Below are 22,983 nucleotides of genomic sequence, written 5' to 3'. Positions count from 1 at the left end.
ATGGTAAGTCAACAACAATCACCACGTTGTGAACCTAATACAGGTAAGTACACTGCCATGCCAGAAACGCCGAGTAAAGAACTCATGCAAGCGCTTATAGATGTTGCACAGTCACGCGATAAAAAAGCATTTTCCTATTTATTTGAATACTTTGCGCCAAAAATTAAACGCTTTGGAATTAAGCAATTTGGTGTTGAAGCTCAAGCAATGGAGCTTGTGCAAGAGACGTTAACATCTGTTTGGCGTAAAGCACATTTGTATCACAGTGATAAAGGTGCGGCTACTACTTGGGTTTATACCGTTATGCGTAACGCTTCATTCGATATGCTTCGTAAAATGAAAAGTAATAAAGAAGAAAACATAAGCGAAGATATTTGGCCGTTATTAAACGAATCACAAGATACACATTACGAATACAGTGATCATTTAGAAGATAAACAAATTAAACGTTATTTAGACAAATTACCTATTGCTCAACGCGAAGTGGTAAGAGGCGTTTATTTTCAAGACATGTCGCAAGAGCAACTTGCACATCAACTTAATATTCCAGTAGGCACGGTAAAATCACGATTACGTTTGGCCTTGCAAAAATTACGTAATGAAATGGGAGATCAGCATGATTAAACATCACCCGAGTGAAACTTTACTGACACAGTATTGCGATGCATCACTTGCTACATCATTGAGTTTAGCCGTTTCTATACATGTAGATATGTGCCCTGTGTGCCAAGCTAAAGTAGCTAAAATTGAGGCAACCAATGCAAACGCACTATTTAGCGAAGAGCCAGCGCAATATGAGAAACCTCAAGCTGAGCAACCTGAGTTACTTGAAGAATTTGAATTGAATGTGCTTGATATGATCACGTCTGATGATTCTATCGACGAAGTTTATGAAGTAGAGCCTGTTTCTATTAAAGTTAATGAGCATAACTATCAGCTTCCACGTGCGCTAACGCGTATTTCTCACAGTAAATTTACCCAAGTGGGTAAGCTTGCGAGATCTCGTATTGCACTTGATGATGGCCCATTACGTTCTAGCTTGTTACATATTGATGCTGGTGGTGAAATACCAGAACACACGCACACTGGCTTTGAAGTTACTTTACTCCTAGATGGCGAGTTTAGTGATGAAGAAGGAAAATATGTCCCAGGTGACTTTATATGGCAAGATGGTAGTCACCAACATACTCCTTTAACAAAAGATGGTTGTTTGTGCTTTACAGTTGTCAGTAGTGCGCTACATTTTAATAAGGGCTTCAGCAAGTTACTAAATCCAATAGGTAATTTGATTTACTAAGAGAATTTATGCACACAGATATAATAAAAATAGGTATAAGCGCCTGCTTAGCAGGCGAAAAAGTTAGATTTGACACAGGTCATAAAAAGTCAAATTTCTGTATGGATGAGTTAGGTAAACACGTTGAATATACACGGTTTTGTCCGGAGGTAGCGGTAGGTTTACCAATACCTCGACCAACTATTCGCCAAGTTAAAGTGGGAGATACTATTAAAGTATGTCGCCCAGATGGTACTGGAGACGTAGGCCAACAACTTACCGAGTATGGTAAAAAAGTTGCAACAGAACAAGCTAAAGAGTTGAGCGGGTTTGTATTTTGCGCAAAAAGTCCAAGCTGCGGCATGGAGCGCATTAAAATATACAACGAAGCAGGAACAGGTAATACTTCTGAAGGCGTTGGTTTTTTTGCTGAGCAAATAATGAAGCACAACCCATTATTGCCATGTGAAGAAAACGGTCGCTTAAACGATATGCATTTACGTGAAAACTTTGTAATGAGAATTTACGTATTTAAAAATTGGCAAAAGTTGGTACAAGAACCACTAACGGTTCACAAGCTTACTCAATTTCATTCTCAGTATAAGTACTTGTTGATGGCTCACAATTACCAAGCTTATCGAGATTTGGGTAATCTGCTTGGAACGTTCGTAGGTGACAATATAAATGCAGTTGCGGATGAATATATTTTAGGTTTGATGACGGGTCTGAAAAAGCCAGCTTCTCGCAGAAATAATTGCAACACCCTAATGCATTTACAAGGCTACTTTAAAAATGATTTATCGAAGGTTGAAAAACAAGAACTTCGTGATGCGATAGACGAATACCGCGAAGGATTGGTGCCATTGTATGTACCACTTACCTTGTTAAAACATCATTTGAAAGTTCATCCGAATGAGTACCTTGAAAAACAAGTGTTTTTTAACCCATACCCTCACGATTTAAAACTACGATTTGGTATTTAATGGATACATTATTTTGGTTTAGGCGCGATTTGCGCCTTTTTTCTAATGAAGCGTTAATTCAAGCGCTAAATAATGGCGCTAAACACGCCATTTTTTTTGTGTCTGAAAAGCAGTGGCAACAACACCAAGCTGCGCCTATTCAGATTGACTTACTCAAGCGCCGAGTTACTTATCTTCAATCACAACTTGCTGATTACGGTATTACTTTACATATTATTGAAGCGCCTAGCTTTAGTGATTGTACGCGCGAGCTGATTAACTTTTGTAAAGCAAACGATGTAAAACACGTAATTGCTAATACAGAGTATGAGCTTAATGAAGTAAACCGCGATAAAGCAATTTTGCATGAATGCGATGAGCTTTCTATTACTTTTACTTTGTACGAAGGTGATTTAATTGCGCCTGCAGGCTCTGTCAAAAATCAAAGTAATGAAATGTATAAAGTGTTTACTCCCTTTAAACGTGCATGGTTAAAGCAGTATCAAGATACACACTTTAGTTTGCCACAATGGCCTTTAACTTCTGAGCCAATAAAATTTGATGAAAGCGACTTACTAAAAAGTGATGGATGCTCAGATAAGTGGCCGGTTGACGACGAAACACTCTCTACCGTAGTTGATAATTTTATATGCGACAAACTTACAAGTTACGACGACCAGCGTGATATTCCCAGTGTAAAAGGCACATCGGGTTTAAGCCCGTATTTAGCACTAGGTATTGTAAGCACAAAGCAACTGCTTATTAATATTCAGCAGCGTTATCCTGATATTTTAACTACATCAAAAAGTAAAACGTTTACGTGGATTAACGAGCTTGTTTGGCGCGAATTTTACAGACATTTAATTGCTGAATTTCCGAAGCTTTCGCGCGGCGATAACTTCAACGAAAAGTATAATGCTGTAGTGTGGCGTAAAAGTGAAAGCGATTTTAAAGCATGGTGCGAAGGGCGTACAGGTTACCCATTAGTGGATGCAGCAATGCTACAACTTAAGCAAACCGGTTGGATGCATAATCGTTTACGAATGGTTGTTGCAAGCTTTTTAACTAAACATTTATTAATAGACTGGCGTAAAGGTGAACGCTTTTTCATGCAGCACTTAATTGATGGCGATTTAGCCTCAAATAATGGTGGTTGGCAGTGGGCTGCAAGTACGGGCTGTGATGCTCAGCCTTATTTTAGAGTTTTTAATCCTATCAGACAAAGCGAGCGCTTTGATCCAACGGGCAAGTTTATCCGTAAGTATTTGCCAGAGCTTGAAAACGTGCCAGATAAACACATTAATTTTCCACACACTTATTTAGCCGCAACAGGCAAAGATAAGGAATGTTACTGGCCAGCAATAGTTGATCATAAAGCGGCACGAGAACGTGCACTTGCTGCATTTAAGGTGTGATATGGATAACCAGTTACCAGTAGATAAATTTGTTGAAATATACCAACAGCTTGATAGTACTAATCTTGATTTATTGAGTGATATTTACTGTGACAACATACAGTTTATAGACCCGATGCATGAAATTAACGGCATTGTAGAATTGCGCAGGTACTTTGCTAACTTATACAGCAATGTTAAGCATTGCCAGTTTGATATTAGTGATTCGTTTAATAGCGGTGACAATGCTTTTATTTATTGGACTATGCATTATGCACATCCAAAGCTTTCATCAGGTAAAACTATCTCGGTAGACGGTCATAGCAAGCTTATTTTTAAAGATGGCAAAATTATTAAGCACAGAGACTACTTTAATGTGGGCGAGTTGTTATACAAACACATTCCTTTACTTGGTAGCGTTATAAAGCTAATTGATAAAAGGGCAGGTTAATTATGATCACACTTATAACGGGTGCTACATCAGGTATTGGCGAGCAGCTAGCAATTAAATATGCACTGCTAGGAGACACTGTTATAGCTTGCGGTCGTAATAGTGATAAGCTCGCCGAGCTTGCTAAATATGACAATATCCAAGCATGTAAATTTGATGCAACTAACCTGCAAGATATAAAAGAGTCGACAGTTGGCTTTCCTCATTTTGACCGTGTTATTTTAAACGCTGGTAATTGTGAATATATAGATGATGCGCGCAATTTTGATAGCGCGTTGTTTGAGCGTGTAATAAACGTTAACTTACTTTCTATGGGGTATTGCCTTGAGGCGTTACTTCCTAAAATAAATCCAGGCGGCCAACTTGTTTTGGTCAGCTCAAGTGTTACTTACCTTGCGCTACCTCGTTCAGAAGCTTATGGCGCATCAAAAGCGGGTGTAAGTTACTTAGCAAAAAGCTTAGCGGTTGATTTAAATGATGTTGATGTGACTTTAGTTCATCCTGGGTTTGTAAAAACGCCACTTACTAATAAAAATGATTTTCCGATGCCTATGGCCGTTACGGCTGAAAAAGCAGCTGACTACATGATTAAGGGTATTCAAAAACGCCGCAAAGACGTTCATTTCCCTTATCGTTTTACACTTATATTAAAAGCTTTACGCATTTTACCACTGCCGATTTGGCTTAAAATCGCAAAAGGATTAGCCCGTTGAAAAAAATAGCAATAATAGGAACTGGTATATCTGGTTTAACATGTGGGCATTTGCTTCACAAACATTACGATGTAACCGTATTTGAAAAAAATGATTATATAGGTGGCCATACAGCAACGGTTGATGTTGATGTGTGTGGCATCAAATACGCAATAGATACTGGCTTTATTGTATTTAATGACCGAACTTACCCATATTTCGAAAAGCTACTTTCGCGCATTGGTATTGATAAACAAACAACCCAGATGAGCTTTAGTGTGCATAACGAAGCCACTGGTTTTGAATACAATGGACATACGTTTACAAGCTTATTTGCACAGCGTCGTAATATTTTTAGACCTAAGTTTTGGCGATTATTGTACGACATTGTTAGGTTTAACAAACTGTGCAAAGCAATGCATGAAAAAGGTGATTACCAGTCTGATCAATCATTAGGGCAATTGCTTAACGATAACCAGTTTAATGACTTTTTTAAATACCATTATATTCTTCCTATGGGCGCGGCTATTTGGTCTACCAGTATTAAAGAAATGGAAAACGTAGGCGTTGAGTTTTTCGTTAAGTTTTTCTTTAATCATGGGCTTTTAGATGTAACCAATAGACCACAGTGGTATGTAGTACCAGGAGGCTCTCGTCAGTATATAAAGCCGCTGATCAGAGGTTTTGCCGACAAAATTAACCTCAATACAAATATTAAATCAGTTACGCGGCAAAATGATGAAGTAACAATAGAGTTTGCCAATGGTGAGCAAAGTAAATTTGATAAAGTAATATTTGCTTGTCATTCAGATCAGGCGCTTGCGCTACTGGGTGATGCTACTGAGCAAGAAAAGTCAGTATTGGGTGCAATAGCTTACACTGAGAACTCAGTGGTGTTGCACACCGATACAAACCTTTTACCAGATAGAAAAGCGGCATGGGCAAGCTGGAACTACCTACTTAACAACAACACTGATAAAGCTGCTGTTGTAACTTACCAAATGAATATTTTGCAAGGTATACAATCAGATACACAGTTCTGTGTAACGCTTAACCATCTTGAAGGAATAAGCCAAAGTAAAATTTTGCGCGAGTTTACTTATCACCACCCTGTATTTAACCAAGAGTCTATTGCGGCTCAAAAACTTAAACACAGTATTGACGGACACAACAATAGTTATTTTTGTGGCGCTTATTGGTACAATGGTTTTCATGAAGATGGCGTACACAGTGGTGTAGATGTAGCCAAGCAACTTGGGGTCGAATTTGACTAGTGCAGTGTATTTAGGCGATGTTAAACATCGCCGTTTTGCTGTTAAAGAACATCGCTTTAGTTACCCTCTGTATATGATGTGGGTAGATTTAAATAATCCTCAACAACTAAATGGTGTGCATAAACACATAGGTACGTCAGGCTTAAAAGCGTTAAAGTTTAATGAAGCTGATTATCTTAAAGGCACCTCACAGCTTGCTAAACGTCCTCTTATTGAGCGTGCACACGAACAACTTGCCAATTTAGGTATTACTGAAACCTTTACGCATATTTACATACTTGGACAACTTCGTTGTTTTGGTGTGTATTTTAGTCCTGTTAATTTTTACTTCTTTGGTCATAAGGACACCCGTTTTAAATACATGATTGCTGAAGTAAGTAATACACCATGGAACGAACGTCATTATTATTTAGTACCTTTAGAAAAAAAAGTGAACTTTAAAAAGGTTTTTTCCGTATCACCTTTTATGAATCTAGATATGAACTATCATTGGCATGTTAAGCAATCGCCTGATAAAACATTGATACACATTGAAAATAAGCGAAATGAAGAGCTATTATTTGATGCTACACTTCGCTTAAAACGTAAAGAACTTACTAAAGAAGAAGTTAATAAGTTATTTAAACGTTTTCCGGCCATGACATGGTCTATTTTCAAAGGTATTTATTATCAAGCGTTAAAGTTGTTTATTAAACGAGTTCCTTTTTTAGGCCACTCAGGCAAGCCATAAAGCACATAGATAGTCAGGACAATTAATAGGTATTTCAATGGATAAAGTGTCGAGCTTAAATTGCGAACAAAGCACAAACTGGTTAACTAACATATATAAAAAATTAGTGACTAAAGCCTTCTCGTCAATTGAAACAGGTCAAGTTGTTTTAATTGAAGGGAATGAGCGTACAGTTTTTGGCGACCCATCTTCAGTGCTAAAAGCAACAATTATTGTAAACGATAAAGCTATGTATAAGGCATTTGCATTATCTGGGAGCGTTGGCGCTGGTGAAGCGTATATTTTGGGGCATTGGTCTTGTGACAACTTAACCTCTTTCATTGAGATATTTGCTATAAATGAGAAGCAACTTGATGAGTTTGAGAAGAAATTCGCATTTTTTAGCAATATTGCACACCGGTTTAATCACATAAAAAATAAAAATTCTGAATCGGGTTCTAAGAAAAACATCGTTGCTCATTACGACTTAGGTAATGATTTGTACGAATCATTTTTGAGTAAAGAAATGCTTTACTCAAGTGCTGTATACCCTTCAAAAGAAGCGACGCTTGAAGAGGCTCAACAATACAAGCTGAAACGCATTTGTGAGCAAGTTGAGCTTCAAAAAAATGATTCAGTAATTGAAATTGGTACAGGGTGGGGGGCTTTTGCTATATATGCAGCCACACATTACGATTGCCATGTAACAACAACAACCATATCTGATGAACAACATGATTATGTCGCTAATAAAATTTCAGAGCTTGGTCTTACCAATAAAATTACATTACTTAAGCTTGATTACAGGCAATTGAGAGGAAAATACGACAAGCTTGTTTCTATCGAAATGATAGAAGCGGTAGGTCATGAGTACTTACCTAGCTTTTTTACCCAATGTGGTGAACTGTTAAAAGACGACGGTGCAATGCTCATACAAGCTATAACTATTGGCGACCAGCGTTATAAGCACTACTTAAAAAACTCTGACTTTATCCAGCAGTATATTTTTCCGGGCGGATGCTTGCCATCGCTTAACGAAATGAGTGAGCAGATTAAAAATAATACCGATATGGTTATTCACACTGTTAATGATATTGGCGCTCACTACGCACGAACATTAGCAGATTGGCGAACCCGTTTTATAAAAAGCTGGCCTGATTTAGACCGCTCTAAATTTGATGAACGCTTTTATCGTTTATGGTTATTTTATTTTGCTTATTGCGAAGGTGCATTTAGAGCCAGAGCAACAAGTACGGTGCATTTAATGGGGCGTAAACCACGCTTTGTTAGCGATAACGATGATATTGCGCTCGGTTACTAATTTTGTTTTATTTCAAGCAGTGTGGTTTTTATCCTTGCTGCTTGAAGCTCGTTCGCTACTTTTTAGCGGATTGATTATTGTTTTAATGTTTTGGTTGTCAAAACAAAAAAAACAAGACACCTTACTTCTAATTAAAGCCCTGCCTTTAGCGCTATTGTTAGAGTTTATTGCAGTAAAGTTAGGCTTGTTAGAATTTGAAGTTTATCCCTTCCCTCTATGGCTCGTCTTTTTATGGGCTGCGTTATTACTTTCTTTAAATACTTCTATGGTTTTTTTGAGTAAATTAAAGCTTTGGCAGGCCTTTTTAGTGTGCATGGCTTTTGCGCCAGCAAGTTATTGGGCTGGAGCACGCTTTGAAGTAATAAGTTTAGGTTTACCTTTATGGCAGTTTTGGCTCGTTTACGGTGCGCTTTGGTCTACAGTGTTTACTGTTATTCTTTTTATAAACCAAAAAATCAAGTTATTCATCAATCGCTGATCGCCCACAATTCCCATTTCGTAACATTACTCATTGACTCAAGGGAGCTTATTTTGAAATTTTTACTAAAGGCAGTTACTTTTTATTTGCTTACAACTTCAATTGTTTTAGCTAACACACAGTTTAACAAAGTAGGTGAAGCACGAATGGAGTATTTATTTTGGGATGTATATGACGCGGTTTTATTTACCTCTTCAGGTAATTACAGCGCAGGAACGCATCCTATTAAATTTAAACTTACCTATTTACGTGACTTTGAAGCTAAAGAAATCGTAAAAGCAACAAATGAGCAGTGGGAGCATATTGGAAAAAAAGAGCTAGCAGACAAATACGACAGTAAATTATTGTCTATTTGGCCTGATATTAGACAAGGTGATTCGCTAACGTTAGTCACAAATGAGCAGGGTATGAGTACTTTTTATCATAATGATGAAAAAATTGGCGAAATAAATGAACCTCAATTTTCGAGTGATTTTTTAGCCATTTGGCTGGATGAAAAAACCTCTGAGCCGAAACTACGAAAGCAACTATTAGGGAATTAATATGAATGTATTTAACGCGTTTAAAACAGCTCTTGTATGCTTATCTGCTTTGTTGCTGATAAGCTGTTCGGCACCAAATGTAGAGCATTATAAAAATACATCGCCAAACTTTGACTTTAAAACATTTTTTAGTGGAAATTTGAAAGCCTACGGTGTTGTACAAGACTTTAAGGGTGAATTGACCCGCAAGCTTGTCGTAGATATGAATGCGAGCTGGGATGGTAACCAGGGCGTTATTGAAGAAGACTTTGTTTATGACGATGGCGAAACTCAAAAGCGTATTTGGAAAATAACGTTAAACGAAGACAATAGTTTAACGGGTGTGGCAGATGATGTTATAGGTACTGCAAAAGGTAGAAGTGATGGCAGCGTATTTCATTGGAATTACGATGTAGAGCTTCCATACGATGGCAGTACTTTAAAAGTGAATTTTGATGATTGGATGTACCTGGTTACACAATCGCGCTTGATAAACCGCACATCTATTGTTAAGTTTGGAGTCGAGGTCGGGGAAGTGACCTTAGTGATCGAAAAAATATAGCTTATTTACCCAGTTGCTTAACTTGCGCCAAAATTGTACTCAAATTAAGTCTTTGTTAACCCAACACGCTGTATTTTACAGAGAATTATTTAAATTTTACTCATTTTTTAAGAATTTAAGCAAAAAATGCAATTTGCTGTTGCTAACTCTTTAAAAATGCATAAAGATAGGTTTTGCGAAGGCAAAATAATAACGAATAGGAATCTAACAATGAATAAAGCTCAATTAGTTGAAAAAATTGCTACTGATGCAGAAATCTCTAAAGCCGCTGCTACTCGTGCTCTTGACGCGTTTACAGGTGCTGTAACTTCTTCTTTAAAAGAAGGTGATTCAGTAGCATTAGTTGGTTTTGGTACTTTCTCAGTAAAAGAACGTGCAGCTCGCACTGGCCGTAACCCACAAACGGGTGCTGAGATCCAAATCGCAGCGGCAACTATCCCAAGCTTTAAAGCAGGTAAAGGTCTTAAAGACCAAGTAAACCCTTAATAGGTTTAACGAATTAAATTAAAAAAAGAGCTAATTAGCTCTTTTTTTTTATGTTTAATAAAGACATCAATTGATGCCTTTATATTATAAATTTATGCTTTTAAGGCTTTATCGCCTCGACCAATGCCAACAGCGCCAGAACGTACAACTTCAATAATATCGGTTTCATGACGAAGAGTGTCTAAAAACGATTCTATTTTGTCTGTGCTGCTCACTAATTGTAGACTATAGCTTTGTCGGCCCATATCTAAAATAGCACCTTGGAACACATCAACTACTCGCGTAACCGCTGCACGAGTCGTCTCGTCTTGAGCAAAGACCTTAACAAGCAATAGCTCACGTTCAATGTGACTCATTTCTGTTAAATCGATAATTTTAAGCACGTCGACTAGTTTGTTAACCTGCTTTGTAATTTGCTCTACAACTCTGTCATCACCCATAGTGGTAATGGTAATACGCGACAATGATTGATCGTCAGTTGTGCCCACAGTTAGGCTGTCGATGTTATATGCACGTTGTGAAAAAAGCCCAACAATACGTGATAGGGCACCTGGTTCGTTTTCTAATAAAATAGATAAAATACGACGCATTATGCTTTTACTCCTTTACGTAACCACATCTCATCAATGCCGCCTAACTTAATTTGCATTGGGTATACATGTTCTTTTTCATCAACGTTTATATCTAAAAAGACTAATCGGTCGTTAATTGACATTGCTTTATCGATAGCAGGTTGTAACTCATCTAGTGTGTTTACTTGTATGCCTACATGGCCGTAGCTTTCAACTAACCTAACAAAATCAGGTAGTGAATCCATGTAAGATGATGAATGACGTCCACCGTAAACCATGTCTTGCCATTGGCGTACCATACCTAAAGAGCGGTTATTAAGTGATACAACTTTTACCGCTAGGTTGTACTGTAAACAGGTTGATAGTTCTTGAATATTCATTTGAATAGAGCCATCACCCGTAATACACACAGACTCTTTATCAGGAAAGGCTAGCTTTACGCCCATTGCAGCAGGTAAACCAAAGCCCATGGTGCCTAAGCCGCCTGAGTTGATCCATTGACGAGGATGCTTAAATGGATAATATTGCGCTGCAAACATTTGATGCTGACCAACGTCAGAACTTACGTAAGCGTCGCCATTAGTAGCTTTATAAACCGCTTCAATTACAGCTTGTGGCTTAATTTTGTCGCCATCAGTGTTGTAGCTTAAGCACTTTTGTTCGCGCCAGCTGATAATTTGTCGCCACCAATCTTCTTGCGCGCTGCGGTCTATTTTAATTGGGCTTTTATCAATACCCGCTTGTAGTTGTTCAAGTACGGTTGCTAAACAACCTACAACTGGTATGTGTGCTTTAATTGTTTTAGATATTGAAGTTGGGTCAACATCAACATGAACAATTGTGGCATTAGGGCAAAACTTTTGAACATTATTAGTTACCCTGTCATCAAATCGGGCACCAAGCGCTAAAATCACATCGGCGTTAGCCATTGCTTTGTTTGCCTCAAGCGTGCCGTGCATGCCTAACATACCTACAAAGTTTGGATGCACACCTGAAATACCACCCAATCCCATTAGTGTATTTGTAATGGGGGCATTTAATGATTCAACTAAATGCGTTAATTGCTCTGATGTATTTGAAATAACAATACCACCACCAGAGTAGATAACCAGTTTTTTGGCCTCTAAAATAGCTGTTACGGCTTTGCGAATTTGTTTTGAGTGCCCTTTAGTATTAGGGCTGTACGTTCTCAGCTCGGTGGTTTTAGGAAATTCGTATTCAAACTTAATAGCAGGGTTAAGCATATCTTTTGGAAGCTCAACAACGACAGGACCTGGGCGACCAGTGCTAGCAATATAAAAAGCTTTAGCTAAGATTGTAGGGATGTCTTTAGCACTTCTACAGTTAAAACTGTGTTTAACTACAGGGCGAGAACAACCCACAATATCGGTTTCTTGGAATGCGTCGTCGCCAATCAAATTTGTAGGTACTTGGCCTGATAACACAACCATAGGAATTGAATCCATGTAGGCCGTTGCAATACCTGTAATACAGTTTGTAGCGCCAGGGCCTGAGGTTGCAAGTACAACACCAACATCTCCAGTAGCGCGGGCATAGCCGTCAGCCATATGTGTTGCAGCTTGTTCGTGACGTACTAATATATGTTCAATGTCATCTTGCTGAAAAAGTGCATCATATAAGTCTAAAACCGAACCACCGGGATAGCCAAATATGTATTTTACCTTTAACTCTTTTAATGCCTGAACTACTAGTTCAGAACCATTATATTCTTGTTTGCTCATCCTCATTCCTCTGTGCGCTTTTTTATGCATAAAAAAACCCCCGCGTAGTGCGAGGGTTTTTAAAAAGCAGTATCACCTTTTAATACATCCCCGCTGGGCTTATAACTAAGACCAGTACGAGTACGACTAAAAGATTAATGTGTGTGTTCATAGTTTTTACTCTACTTAGCAAAACACTGCTTTTAAATTAAAGATTTTGTATAGGTTTATTTTTAAGGGTTTTGAGCCTTCATGTCAACCTTGAAAGCTGTTTTTTGCATTTTAAATTCGTTTTGTGGCTTTTTTTAATTTAAACCTGCAGAAAACCTATGTTTAATTGAGTTTACTGGCAGAAATTATGCGTTTTAGGTTGTAAGTTCGATTTTAGATATAAAAGAGTGTGAGAGACCATTAGATTTAATTGCATATGTTAACTATATGTTTTTATCGCATGTTTAAATTTCTATTATTAGGTATGATTGCTACATAATTATGTTTGAGGAAAACACAGTGAAAAAAGTGACGTTAATTGCGCTTTTAACTACGCTATTAAGCCCTATAGTGGCGGCTAATAACTTAAGTCCGCATGATATTGGTATAACTAACGAAGAGCGTATTTTATATTGGTTTAAAAAAAGAGACCAAATACCTTCAAGTGAGTTAGATAGTTCATTTAAGTCATATATGAGTAACAAAGACGTTGCCAATCACTCAATTAAAAATGGCTTTAGGCAATTTAAATCCTCTTCCAACGTTTTTTCAAATACAAATAAAAAACAGGTCGCTTTTTCAACGTCGCTAGTGCCAGATCAAAGCGTTGATGATGTAAAAGTGTTAGCTATTTTAATTGATTTTCCTGATCTTAAACATGACGACAATCAACTTGTAGAGCAAGACACAGATATGTTTTACGCTGATTATTCAACTGAGCACTATCAGCAAATGCTTTTTAATACTCAAGGTTATACAGGCCCTGATGGACAAAGCTTAAAAACGGCTGCTGATTATTATAAAGCGGCTTCGGGAAATAGCTTAAACTTTAGCGGGCAGGTATATGGTTGGGTAACCGCTAATAGCAATGCAAAAATATATGGTGAGCGCCAAGGCAGTACACGGGATATAAATGCGCCCGCTTTAATTAAAGAGGCTGTGGAGAAAGCAGTTGCAAAGTTTAATATTAATTTAGCGGATTATGACTTAACTGATTTAGATGATATTGATGGCGACGGTATCCTTAATGAACCTAATGGCATTATTGACCATGTAATGGTATTTCATTCAAGTATTGGCGAAGAAGCGGGTGGCGGTTACCTAAGCACCGATGCTATTTGGTCGCACCGCTACTATGTATTTGATGAAAATAGCGGGCCGAGCGAGATTGCAGGCAGCAACATTAAGCTCTTTGGTTATACCATTAACCCTATTGATGCCGGGATTGGTGTGGTTGTGCATGAGTTTGGGCATGATTTAGGATTATTAGATGAATACGACTTACAATCTAACACGGTAGGTGAGCCTGTCGCGTCTTGGTCAGTTATGTCGACAGGAAGTTGGGCTGGTTCGCCAAGAGGCTCAGAGCCAGTTATGTTTAGCCCTTATGCGCTTGAATATTTACAAAAGCGGTACCAGGGTAACTGGGTTAACCAGCTTACGCTTGATATGGATGAGATAGAGGCTAACTCACAGCAAACATTAATTAATACTGCGAGTACTTCACAACAGCAAAATCAAATAAAAATATCACTACCACCAAGGCTCGAAAAATTTAGGGCTCCAGTAGAAGGTGATTTTCAATACTATTCAAATACGGGCGACAATATTAGCAACAGCTTAGCTAATACAATAGCGCTACCAAGCACAACTGAGACACTTACTTTAAGCTTTATTGCTTATTACAGTATTGAGCGCGATTACGATTTAGTTCAAGTAAAAGTAGATGGCGAGCCAATCGCGAGTAATTATACGCAAGCGCTTAATCCATTCTACGGTGATATTGGTCCGTATATCTCAGGTGATTCATTTCTTAATAGTGATGCTAAGCAACCTAACGGCTATTTGACCCATAAGTTTGATTTATCAGCTTATGCTGGGCAAACAATTGATTTAAAAATTGAATACATAACAGATGCGAACACACATTATTATGGTTTTGTTGTTGATGATATGCGCATTGAGCAAAGTGATACTTTAATTTGGCAAAATAATGCACAAGATCAAGTTAACACTGTGTTTAATGGCTTTGAAAAAGTTGGTAGTTACACATATGCATCGCCATCACATTACTATTTACAACTGCGTTCATACACAGGCGTTGACAGTAGTTTGCAAGCAGAGCAGTACTCACCGGGGTTATTATTGTGGTACAGCAATGAATCTCAAGCAGATAATAATACTACCGAGCATCCAGGCAGTGGTTTTGCATTAGTGGTAGATGCCGATCAGCGTTCAATAAATAAGGGCAGTACGCAAACTCCGGCAGCTTCAGCAATTCAAATACGTGATGCTGCTTTTAGCCTATATCAACAAAGGGCAGGGTTAGGTGATGATGATTTATCAGCTATCACCGGGTTTACTGATAAAACCGATTATAGCTTTGCAGCGCAAAAACCATCGGGTGTTGTGCTTCCACAGGTTGGTTTTGGGTTTAGTATTATAAGCCAGTCAACAGACAGTGAAGATATAGAAGTAGAGCTTACTTACGATGTTACTAAGGGAATTAATTTTACTAAAAACGGTTTAACCGTTAATTTTAGTGTAGAAGGTTTTGCACTTACTCCAGCGGACAAATTTACGTGGAGTTTTGACGACGGGAGCTCCAGCACAGAGTTAACGCCTACTCATGAATACCAAGACTATGGCACTTATAACGTTGAGTTTATGGCAGATAATGGTACTTCACAGCAAGTAGCTGTAGCACAAGTTACATTAGTTGAACCATTAACTGTAAGTGAAATTGAATATGAAATAAACCAAGGAACTTTAACAGCTGAGGCATCGCTTACAGGTGGAGTCGCACCGTATACTTATAATTGGCAGCTAGGAGATGGAAGTACTTTAGCGACTCAATCGCTTACGTATAATTATTTGTACTCTGGCGATTACCAAGTAACGCTTACAGTGACAGATGACGACGGCACTGAACAATCAAAAGCGATTGATGTAACTGCTAATGTTCCGCTTAGCATAAACGCAAACGCTACAGTTAGTGATTTAAGCGCACAATTTAATGCCCAAGTAACCGGCGGCTTTAATAGTTATACTTACAGTTGGGATTTTGGTGATGGCAGTGCGTTATCAAATTTACAAAACCCAAGGCATACTTATCAAGCTGACGGGACTTATAACGTAACGTTGAATGTTACTGATACTCAAACCAATGATACTTTTACTCAAGAGTTATCTGCTACTGTACAAAAACAACAAAGTAGTTCGGGTTCAAGTGGCGGATCACTGACGGGTTTATTAGGATTATTACTGTTAAGTTTATTTAGGTTTAATACTAACCTGCATAAATACACTAGGTTAGTAAACGCAGTTAGCAAACACAAAAAAGCCCGCTAAATTAGCGGGCTATTTAAATTAATAACAAATATTAATTATAAACGGTCAATTACTGATTGAGTGAAATCAGTTGTACCGTGGCTGCCACCTAAATCGCGAGTTGTACGGTCGCCTGATTTAATTACATCAGCAACAGCACTACGAATACGCTCTGCAGTATCGCCCATATTTAAATGCTCAAGCATTTGAATAGACGCTAAAATTACAGATGTTGGGTTAGCTAGGTTTTTGCCAGCAATATCTGGTGCACTACCGTGTACAGCTTCAAAAATTGCAGCGTCTTCACCAATGTTAGCACCTGGAGCCATACCTAAACCGCCAACTAAACCAGCACAAAGGTCAGATAAAATATCACCAAATAAGTTAGTCGTAACAATTACGTCAAACTCTTCAGGTGTCATTACTAGCTTCATACATGTTGCATCAACAATCATTTCATTTGATTCAATTTGTGGGTAACGCTCAGCTACTTCACGTGCTACTTTTAAAAACAAACCAGATGTTGATTTTAAAATGTTAGCTTTATGAACTGCAGTTACTTTTTTACGACCTTCGCGTACCGCTAGCTCGTATGCAAAAGTTACGATTTTTTCTGCGCCTTCACGCGTAATTATCGATTTTGCTTCTGCTTCATTACCGTCTTCACTTACTACTTGGCCAGCACCTGAGTACATACCTTGCGTGTTTTCACGAATAGTAATGATATCAATATCGTCGTAACGTGCTTTAGTACCAACAAATGATTTAACTGGACGTACGTTAGCGTATAAACCAAATTGCTTACGAAGTGTTACGTTAATAGATGTAAAACCTTCACCTACAGGCGTAGTTAATGGGCCTTTAAGAGTGATTTTGTTTTTAGCAATTGTATCAACTGTTTCTTGCGGTAATAACTCACCTGTTTTTTCAAGTGCAGCTAGGCCAGCATCAACAAATTCATAATCAAAGTCGCAACCTGCGGCTTTTAATATTTCAAGTGCTGAGTCGATAATGCTCGGACCGATGCCGTCGCCTTTGATCACTGTGATGGTTTGTTTGGCCATTGACTTTTCCTTTAAAGAGTTTGATTTGCACATAAATTATTACTCTGAGAGAGTAACCGCTTGTTAGTACATTTATGTGAACGTGCTTGAAAATTTAAGGGCGCATTTATACCAATTTATCACCCATTTTGCTAGTTTATACAAAAAATACTGGGTATACACGAAAGTTATAATGGGTATAAAGACATAAAATAGCTTCTAATAAACTAAATACTATTAAACAACTCAAGAGATTCTAATTGTTGATAAAAATCAGCTTGGTTATGCCACTTGAGTATTTTTAGCTGTTCATTTAACGTTTGCTGCTGCCACGGAGTTAGCGAAAGTTCAGGTTTAAACACGTTTTGAGCAACAATCTTAAGTGTGATCCAAAGTTTATGGGCCTCAGTTAAGTGCTTTTTAGGTGTTTGCTCTGCCTCTAAGAGTGCTGCAGTCCATGGGTTATCACTCAATAAATGAGTAAGCTGTTGCGTTAGTTGTTCGGTGCTAATTGAATTTACCCCAAAAAATGAGCAAATAGGGGCACTCAATGTTTTATTTGGTGTGTCGTCAATCTGTGTTTTACGAGAAAGTTGTGTACTGCATTGCGTTAATAAAAAATGGGCGTAAGCGTATAAAGGTAAAGTGATGTGCTCAAACTGGTCGTGATCATTTTTACTAACCAATAAAGCCATTATTTTTACTAATCCATTTAATCTGTTAGTCACGTAGGCTTGCAATGGATGTGGGGTAACATTAACTAATTGTTCAAAAACAACCCGTTGAATTATTGCAGGTGCATTATAATAACCGACCATAGATAAACTATGTTTTAAGTCTTTTGCGGGCTGATGTTCTTTATTATATGGTTTTACAGCCTCGCATAAATTAGCAATTACAAGAGGGTGAGGCGCCATCAGTAGGCTTAATCCTTTATAGCTGTATTCATGCTGTAACTTAATATTACTTATTAGCTCAAGTAAAGATTGTGCCTTATCAACCTCAAGCTCACTTTGTGGTTTTACATGTTCACTGTTAAATACTTTAAAGCTAATGGTTTTATCAGTGCAATGCCATTGTTTTGGATTATCGTTAAGCGTTGCTTTTACTCTATACCAGGTTAATTTATTTGGATTTTCTGTACTAATTAAAACATGCCGTTGTTGTGCATCAGTTGCTAAATAAATCATGGTTTGCTCAGCGTATAAAACGCGGCTTCCCGGTAATAATGGCCCTAAATGCGCTATTAGTGATTTAATTAATTGCAGTGCGAACAAGTTAGGCGTGCGAATGTACAAATCGGTAAGTGCTTTATATAAGCTAATATGTTTATTAGCCGTGTTGCTCGTAATGTTCATGCTAATAATATTTGCTAGAGCAATCAGCGTTATGCCCCCATCGTAAAGCATTATTTTAGGAGCACTTACCAATGCTTGTTTATACTTATTTAATTTAGCTAGTAACTGCATAACAGGTTTTGCTGAATCGCCACTAGCTAACATTACTTTTGCTGCTAACTGATGACGCATTTTCCAAATTTTTTTATCAGAATCTTGAAAAGGTGTTTGCTCGCAAAGCTTGTTTAATTGCGCTCCAACACATAAATGTTCAATGAGTGTAGCGGCTATGTATAGCTCACTTAAGGCACTATTATAATTTTGAGATTTACACAGGGCAGCAGTTATGACGCTCTGACTAACAACTAAATTTGTTGCATAAGAATAACTTGGATTATAAAGCGTTAATCGGGATTGTAATGCGAATGGCTGTTTGTTGTAGAGCACTCTATATTGCTCAGCTAGCTTACTTGCCATTGGATATAGAGCTGTCCATTTTTGTTTATTGTTATAATAACTTAAAAACAGCTGCGTATTATTAAGCAGCTGCTCTAAGGTAGTTGAAACAGCTTCATCCATTAAACCTTCACCTAATTTTGTTCTTGGTATTTATTGTATGCACTCGGGCCCCATAAAAACAGCTGCCCATTTTTAAATAATAGGCCAGTACATTCATCCATAGTGGTAATACCGTCAGATGTTTTATGTTGTGTACGATAAAAAACTATCTGAAATACTTGTTCACCTTCTCGTTTGGCATAAGTAAGATCGGGGCTGCCTAAGTAATCAAGAACACTATTTAGTGTTGTTGGCTGCTCAAGTGATAGTTTTTCGATGTAACGTTTATTGAAAGCCTCTCGGTCTTGCCAAATCATAGCTTGAGGATCGTCTTTATAAAAGGTAATCACCAATGCAGCTATCAGTGCATATAGCCCTAAACCTAAAATTAAATATCGGATAAATTTTTTCAATATGGCTTACTCTGACTCCGGTAACTAATATCAGTATACGTTTTGTAATGTTTAGAGGCTATTAACTTGCGACTAATTAAGTCTTAACTGCTTTAAACTAAAACCTAAATTTATATCGGTGCGTAAACTAACCAAGTGCTTTGAAATTACGTACATATCCATATTAGCGGCTAACTTTGCTTTAATACTCGGGCTTAGAGACTCATCTTCGGCTGCTTGTTCAATTGAGTTATAGTTATTAACTATTTGCTGCGCAGATTTAGTACCTATTCCTTTAACTCCCGGAATATCATTTGTTTTATCGCCCGCTAATGCCCAAAAATCAACGAGTTTATTTTGCTCAACACCAAAACGCTCTTTTATACTTGTCTCATCTAGATAGAGCTTTTTAAAGTAATCGTAAACTGTAATGTAAGGGCCAATATAAGGTAAAAAGCCTTTATCAGTAGAAACAACAGTGCTCGTTATTTGATTATTTGATGCCTTAAAGGCAAGCGTTGCAATAATATCATCAGCTTCATCGTTAATAGGCTCAAATACTACAATACCTGTTTCTTCAATTGCGGCTTTAAAATGCAATAGAGCATCTTTTAATACTTGGGGCATTGGCGCGCGTGAATGTTTGTAGTCTTTATAAAAATGATAACGCCAGCTTTTGTCACCATCGAACACAGCAATGGCATGGGTTGCATTACTCGTATCTAAAAGCTTTTTACAGGCGTGGGCTACACGTGCACAGCACGTTTGTATCATTTGCTCGTCGCTATGATGTTTTTGATTCGCGTCAACGGCGTAAATGCGCCTAATTAAATTAAGCGCATCTATAAGAAGTAAATGGGGTTTCAAACTATAAAACTCATGCTTTTATTTTGTAACATGGAACATATTTACTACCAGGGAGCTTCATGCGACCTTGAAGAACAAATGCCTGTAATAATTTATCCATATTTGTCATAAGGGCAGGTTCGCCACTTAAAATGTATGGACCGTTTTGTTTAATGGCTCTAACGCCTTCGTCTTTTACATTACCAGCAACAATACCAGAGAAAGCTCTACGCAAATTAGCCGCGAGTAGCTGTTTAGGCTGATCAAGGTGTAAATCTAAACTTGCCATATTTTCATGTGTTGGTGCAAAAGGTTGTTGAAAGTCGTTATCTATTTTTAATGTCCAGTTAAAGTAATAAGCATCACCTTCACTTTTACGGTAATCACGAACATTAGCCATCGATGACTTTAGTTTTTGACCGACTAATTCAGGATTATCAATAATTACTTCAAACTTATCCAACGCTTCCTTACCAAGTGTCATTTCAACGAACTCGCATAGCTCTTTAAAGTACGCCTCGCTTTGTTTGGGGCCTGTTAAAATAACAGGTAAACATTGCTTAGTATTATCTGGGTGCAACAATATGCCTAATAAATATAACAACTCTTCAGCAGTACCTGCGCCACCAGGAAAAATGATAATTGCGTGAGCTGTTCTAATAAAAGCTTCAAGGCGTTTTTCAATATCAGGTAAAATAACGAGTTCGTTTACAATAGGATTTGGTGGCTCGGCAGCAATAATGCTTGGCTCTGTTAAACCTAAGTAGCGATTATCGGTGTTACGTTGCTTTGCGTGGCCAATAGTTGCGCCTTTCATTGGGCCTTTCATGGCACCAGGGCCACAACCGGTACAAATATTTAATCCACGTAAACCAAGTTCGTAACCTACTTGTTTTGTGTACTTATATTCAACCTCGTTTATTGAATGTCCGCCCCAGCAAACAACCATGTTAGGCTCGCTTTTAACACGCAGTGCACCTGCATTTCTGAGCATATCGAACACCATATGGGTTATGGCTTTTTGCTCTTTTAAATCTTTTTCGTATTTTTGACAAATAAACAAAATATCACGAATAACAGAAAATATATGTTCGTGAATACCGGTAATTATTTCGCCATCAACAAATGCGGTTTCGGGTGGGTTTTCAAGTTCAATTTTAATACCTCGTTCGCGGCTTACTAAACGAATATCAAAATCTTTGTATTTGTTGTATATATCGTTACTGTCGTCGGTATGACTACCTACATTAAGGACTGCAAGTACGCAGTTTCTAAATAATTTATAACGCTCACTAGCAGACGATTGCTCTAATAAATCAACTTCTAATTGCGACAGTAAATCTAAAACCCCAGTTGGGTTTAACTGTATTAACATAGACGTGCTCCTACTACTAAATCGTAAAACTACTTGTCATAAAAGTTATAATAGCTATGACATTATTTACTGGTACAAAGTCTATCTCGCCCTGAATTTTTGGCTTCGTAAAGTGCATCATCAGCTCTATCAAATGCCTTTAATAGGGTATCGCCTTTCTTAAATTGAGTTGCACCTACCGAAATAGTGATCTCAATTTGTTTTTCTCTAAATTTAAAAGGTATATTTTTAATTACCTTTCTTACTTTATCCAGGGGTAATGTTGCGTTTTCTAGCGACACACCTGGCATTAATAGTACAAATTCTTCACCGCCATAACGCGCTATAAAATCAGACTTTCTTACCGATTTTTGCAACGCTTTTGATATAACTTGTAAGGTAATATCACCTGCGGTGTGGCCAAATCTATCATTGATAGATTTAAAGTGGTCAACATCAATAACTGCAAGCGTAACATCTGATGGCTGCACATTAAACAAATGCATTTCGTGATTGTAACGTTCGTCAAATGCAGCCCGGTTAGGCAGTTTTGTAAGCCCATCTAGTAAGCTTTTAAAGCGCTGTTCGTTTAAGCGTTTTTTATACGTTGTTAACTTATCTTCTAAAGTAACAATTCGAGTATTTATTTCATTAAAACTAGCGCTAAGCATTTCTCTGTCTTTTCGTTCTAACTTTTCTTTTGCTATAAAATCTTCGCTTATTGATTTTAATTCGTTATCTACGAGTTCTTTTAAAGATGAGATTGATGTAGCTTTTTGCGTTTGCTCATTAAGATTTTTTATTTTTAGTTCAATGCTTTTATTAAGTGAGTCAAACTCAACTTCCATAGACTCAGAGTGCTTGCTAGTTGAGACGATAGAGTTATGAAGATCTTCGAGGGTTTGATTTAATGAAACTAAAAAGCTTTGCGCGGATTTACGCTCTTTACTTATATTTTTTACCACTACATCAATAATACTAATTGCAACATCGAGTAATGAATCGATTGAGTCACTTTCTGTAATATTATTTTTTATATTATTAATTTGTAGCGTAGCTTCTTCTTCAAGTATAAGTTCATTTGCGAGCTCAAGTAGTTTTTTTGCACGCGCCTGTTTTACTGGGCGCTGCTGATCAACTTGAGGGTCTTGCTTGGTAAGCAACGCTTCATGATAAAAGCTAATAAGTTGATCAAGTAGCGGAATGTAACCATGAGTTGAATGAACGTTATTAATCTCGTGATCGAGTAAATTTCTTAGAGTCCTACGAGTATCGTCAGGTAAACCTTTGGTTTTTTGTAATTGTTTACCGGCACTTTGCACACTGTTGTATAAATTACGTTGCTGAGCTTGTTGAATCGATTCTTGGTTTTTAAGTAGGATTAAAGTTTCACTAATAAGGGGAGTGAATCGCCCCGAGTTCATCGGAGACCAGTTTGTTTAAGTCAGGCCACTTTACCTGACTCGTTTAAATTATCATAGTAGTCTGTTTCAT

At 37.7% G+C, this 22,983-nt stretch carries 22 protein-coding genes; 14 read left to right on the top strand and 8 right to left on the bottom strand.

All coding sequences use genetic code 11. The features are described 5' to 3' along the window. The 13 genes from GQR47_RS18555 (at position 1) to GQR47_RS18495 (ending at position 10,126) form a co-directional block, all read left to right on the top strand. Positions 1 to 624, top strand: coding sequence for a sigma-70 family RNA polymerase sigma factor (locus tag GQR47_RS18555; RefSeq protein WP_024606014.1), 624 nt, complete (start codon positions 1 to 3; stop codon positions 622 to 624). Then, positions 617 to 1,297, top strand: a complete 681-nt coding sequence (locus tag GQR47_RS18550) for a ChrR family anti-sigma-E factor (RefSeq protein WP_165724293.1) — start codon at positions 617 to 619, stop codon at positions 1,295 to 1,297. Before GQR47_RS18555 ends, GQR47_RS18550 begins: the two co-directional genes overlap by 8 nt. An 8-nt stretch (positions 1,298 to 1,305) precedes the next feature. Then, complete coding sequence (locus GQR47_RS18545) at positions 1,306 to 2,259, top strand: DUF523 and DUF1722 domain-containing protein (RefSeq protein ID WP_024606012.1); 954 nt, start codon at positions 1,306 to 1,308, stop codon at positions 2,257 to 2,259. Next, positions 2,259 to 3,653 (top strand): deoxyribodipyrimidine photo-lyase, encoded by a 1,395-nt coding sequence (phrB, locus tag GQR47_RS18540; protein ID WP_165724291.1) that lies wholly within the window; start codon positions 2,259 to 2,261, stop codon positions 3,651 to 3,653. The genes GQR47_RS18545 and phrB overlap by 1 nt, the downstream gene beginning before the upstream one ends. Before the next feature lies 1 nt (position 3,654). Beyond that, a complete protein-coding gene (locus GQR47_RS18535; RefSeq protein ID WP_165724289.1) occupies positions 3,655 to 4,083 on the top strand; it encodes a nuclear transport factor 2 family protein in 429 nt (142 codons plus the stop codon). A gap of 2 nt (positions 4,084 to 4,085) precedes the next feature. Next, on the top strand, positions 4,086 to 4,796 hold the full coding sequence (locus GQR47_RS18530; RefSeq protein WP_165724287.1) for an SDR family NAD(P)-dependent oxidoreductase: 711 nt from the start codon (positions 4,086 to 4,088) through the stop codon (positions 4,794 to 4,796). After that, positions 4,793 to 6,049 carry an FAD-dependent oxidoreductase gene (locus GQR47_RS18525; protein ID WP_149603675.1) on the top strand — a complete coding sequence of 419 codons (1,257 nt, stop codon included), beginning with the start codon at positions 4,793 to 4,795 and terminating at the stop codon, positions 6,047 to 6,049. Before GQR47_RS18530 ends, GQR47_RS18525 begins: the two co-directional genes overlap by 4 nt. Beyond that, entirely contained in the window at positions 6,042 to 6,779 is a 738-nt protein-coding gene (locus tag GQR47_RS18520; protein ID WP_165724286.1) for a DUF1365 domain-containing protein, read from the top strand. Before GQR47_RS18525 ends, GQR47_RS18520 begins: the two co-directional genes overlap by 8 nt. A gap of 37 nt (positions 6,780 to 6,816) precedes the next feature. Continuing rightward, complete coding sequence (locus tag GQR47_RS18515; RefSeq protein WP_165724284.1) at positions 6,817 to 8,079, top strand: cyclopropane-fatty-acyl-phospholipid synthase family protein; 1,263 nt, start codon at positions 6,817 to 6,819, stop codon at positions 8,077 to 8,079. Further along, a complete protein-coding gene (locus GQR47_RS18510; RefSeq protein ID WP_165724282.1) occupies positions 8,057 to 8,557 on the top strand; it encodes a DUF2878 domain-containing protein in 501 nt (166 codons plus the stop codon). The genes GQR47_RS18515 and GQR47_RS18510 overlap by 23 nt, the downstream gene beginning before the upstream one ends. 53 nt (positions 8,558 to 8,610) lie before the next feature. Continuing rightward, positions 8,611 to 9,099, top strand: a complete 489-nt coding sequence (locus GQR47_RS18505; protein ID WP_165724281.1) for a chalcone isomerase family protein — start codon at positions 8,611 to 8,613, stop codon at positions 9,097 to 9,099. Position 9,100: 1 nt separating this feature from the next. Beyond that, positions 9,101 to 9,640, top strand: a complete 540-nt coding sequence (locus tag GQR47_RS18500) for a DUF3833 domain-containing protein (RefSeq protein ID WP_165724279.1) — start codon at positions 9,101 to 9,103, stop codon at positions 9,638 to 9,640. A gap of 210 nt (positions 9,641 to 9,850) precedes the next feature. After that, positions 9,851 to 10,126, top strand: coding sequence for an HU family DNA-binding protein (locus GQR47_RS18495; RefSeq protein ID WP_002962474.1), 276 nt, complete (start codon positions 9,851 to 9,853; stop codon positions 10,124 to 10,126). A 92-nt stretch (positions 10,127 to 10,218) separates the two neighbouring features. Here GQR47_RS18495 and ilvN read toward each other — a convergent pair whose 3' ends face one another. Both ilvN and GQR47_RS18485 read right to left on the bottom strand, forming a co-directional pair. After that, positions 10,219 to 10,716, bottom strand: a complete 498-nt coding sequence (gene ilvN / locus GQR47_RS18490) for an acetolactate synthase small subunit (RefSeq protein WP_002960314.1) — start codon at positions 10,714 to 10,716, stop codon at positions 10,219 to 10,221. Next, on the bottom strand, positions 10,716 to 12,440 hold the full coding sequence (locus GQR47_RS18485) for an acetolactate synthase 3 large subunit (protein ID WP_165724277.1): 1,725 nt from the start codon (positions 12,438 to 12,440) through the stop codon (positions 10,716 to 10,718). Before GQR47_RS18485 ends, ilvN begins: the two co-directional genes overlap by 1 nt. 489 nt (positions 12,441 to 12,929) lie before the next feature. On the opposite strand from GQR47_RS18485, the gene GQR47_RS18480 reads away from it, so the two are divergent. Continuing rightward, a complete protein-coding gene (locus GQR47_RS18480) occupies positions 12,930 to 15,980 on the top strand; it encodes an immune inhibitor A domain-containing protein (protein ID WP_165724275.1) in 3,051 nt (1,016 codons plus the stop codon). A 35-nt stretch (positions 15,981 to 16,015) separates the two neighbouring features. Here GQR47_RS18480 and GQR47_RS18475 read toward each other — a convergent pair whose 3' ends face one another. The 6 genes from GQR47_RS18475 to GQR47_RS18450 all read right to left on the bottom strand — a co-directional run bounded on the left by GQR47_RS18475 (position 16,016) and on the right by GQR47_RS18450 (position 22,913). Next, positions 16,016 to 17,023, bottom strand: coding sequence for an isocitrate dehydrogenase (locus tag GQR47_RS18475; RefSeq protein WP_039487666.1), 1,008 nt, complete (start codon positions 17,021 to 17,023; stop codon positions 16,016 to 16,018). Between the two features lie 206 nt (positions 17,024 to 17,229). Further along, positions 17,230 to 18,918, bottom strand: a complete 1,689-nt coding sequence (locus tag GQR47_RS18470; protein WP_165724273.1) for a hypothetical protein — start codon at positions 18,916 to 18,918, stop codon at positions 17,230 to 17,232. Between the two features lie 11 nt (positions 18,919 to 18,929). Further along, positions 18,930 to 19,313 (bottom strand): DUF3192 domain-containing protein, encoded by a 384-nt coding sequence (locus GQR47_RS18465; RefSeq protein WP_165724304.1) that lies wholly within the window; start codon positions 19,311 to 19,313, stop codon positions 18,930 to 18,932. Between the two features lie 69 nt (positions 19,314 to 19,382). After that, on the bottom strand, positions 19,383 to 20,156 hold the full coding sequence (xni, locus tag GQR47_RS18460; protein ID WP_024596930.1) for a flap endonuclease Xni: 774 nt from the start codon (positions 20,154 to 20,156) through the stop codon (positions 19,383 to 19,385). A 10-nt stretch (positions 20,157 to 20,166) separates the two neighbouring features. Continuing rightward, on the bottom strand, positions 20,167 to 21,510 hold the full coding sequence (gene ppnN, locus GQR47_RS18455; RefSeq protein ID WP_024596931.1) for a nucleotide 5'-monophosphate nucleosidase PpnN: 1,344 nt from the start codon (positions 21,508 to 21,510) through the stop codon (positions 20,167 to 20,169). Between the two features lie 62 nt (positions 21,511 to 21,572). Further along, positions 21,573 to 22,913, bottom strand: coding sequence for a GGDEF domain-containing protein (locus GQR47_RS18450; RefSeq protein WP_240915912.1), 1,341 nt, complete (start codon positions 22,911 to 22,913; stop codon positions 21,573 to 21,575). Positions 22,914 to 22,983 lie beyond the last annotated feature (70 nt).

This window comes from Pseudoalteromonas sp. Z1A2 (assembly GCF_011378755.1).
In the GTDB taxonomy this organism is placed as follows: domain Bacteria; phylum Pseudomonadota; class Gammaproteobacteria; order Enterobacterales; family Alteromonadaceae; genus Pseudoalteromonas; species Pseudoalteromonas distincta.
This window is presented reverse-complemented; position numbering and strand designations above follow the sequence as displayed.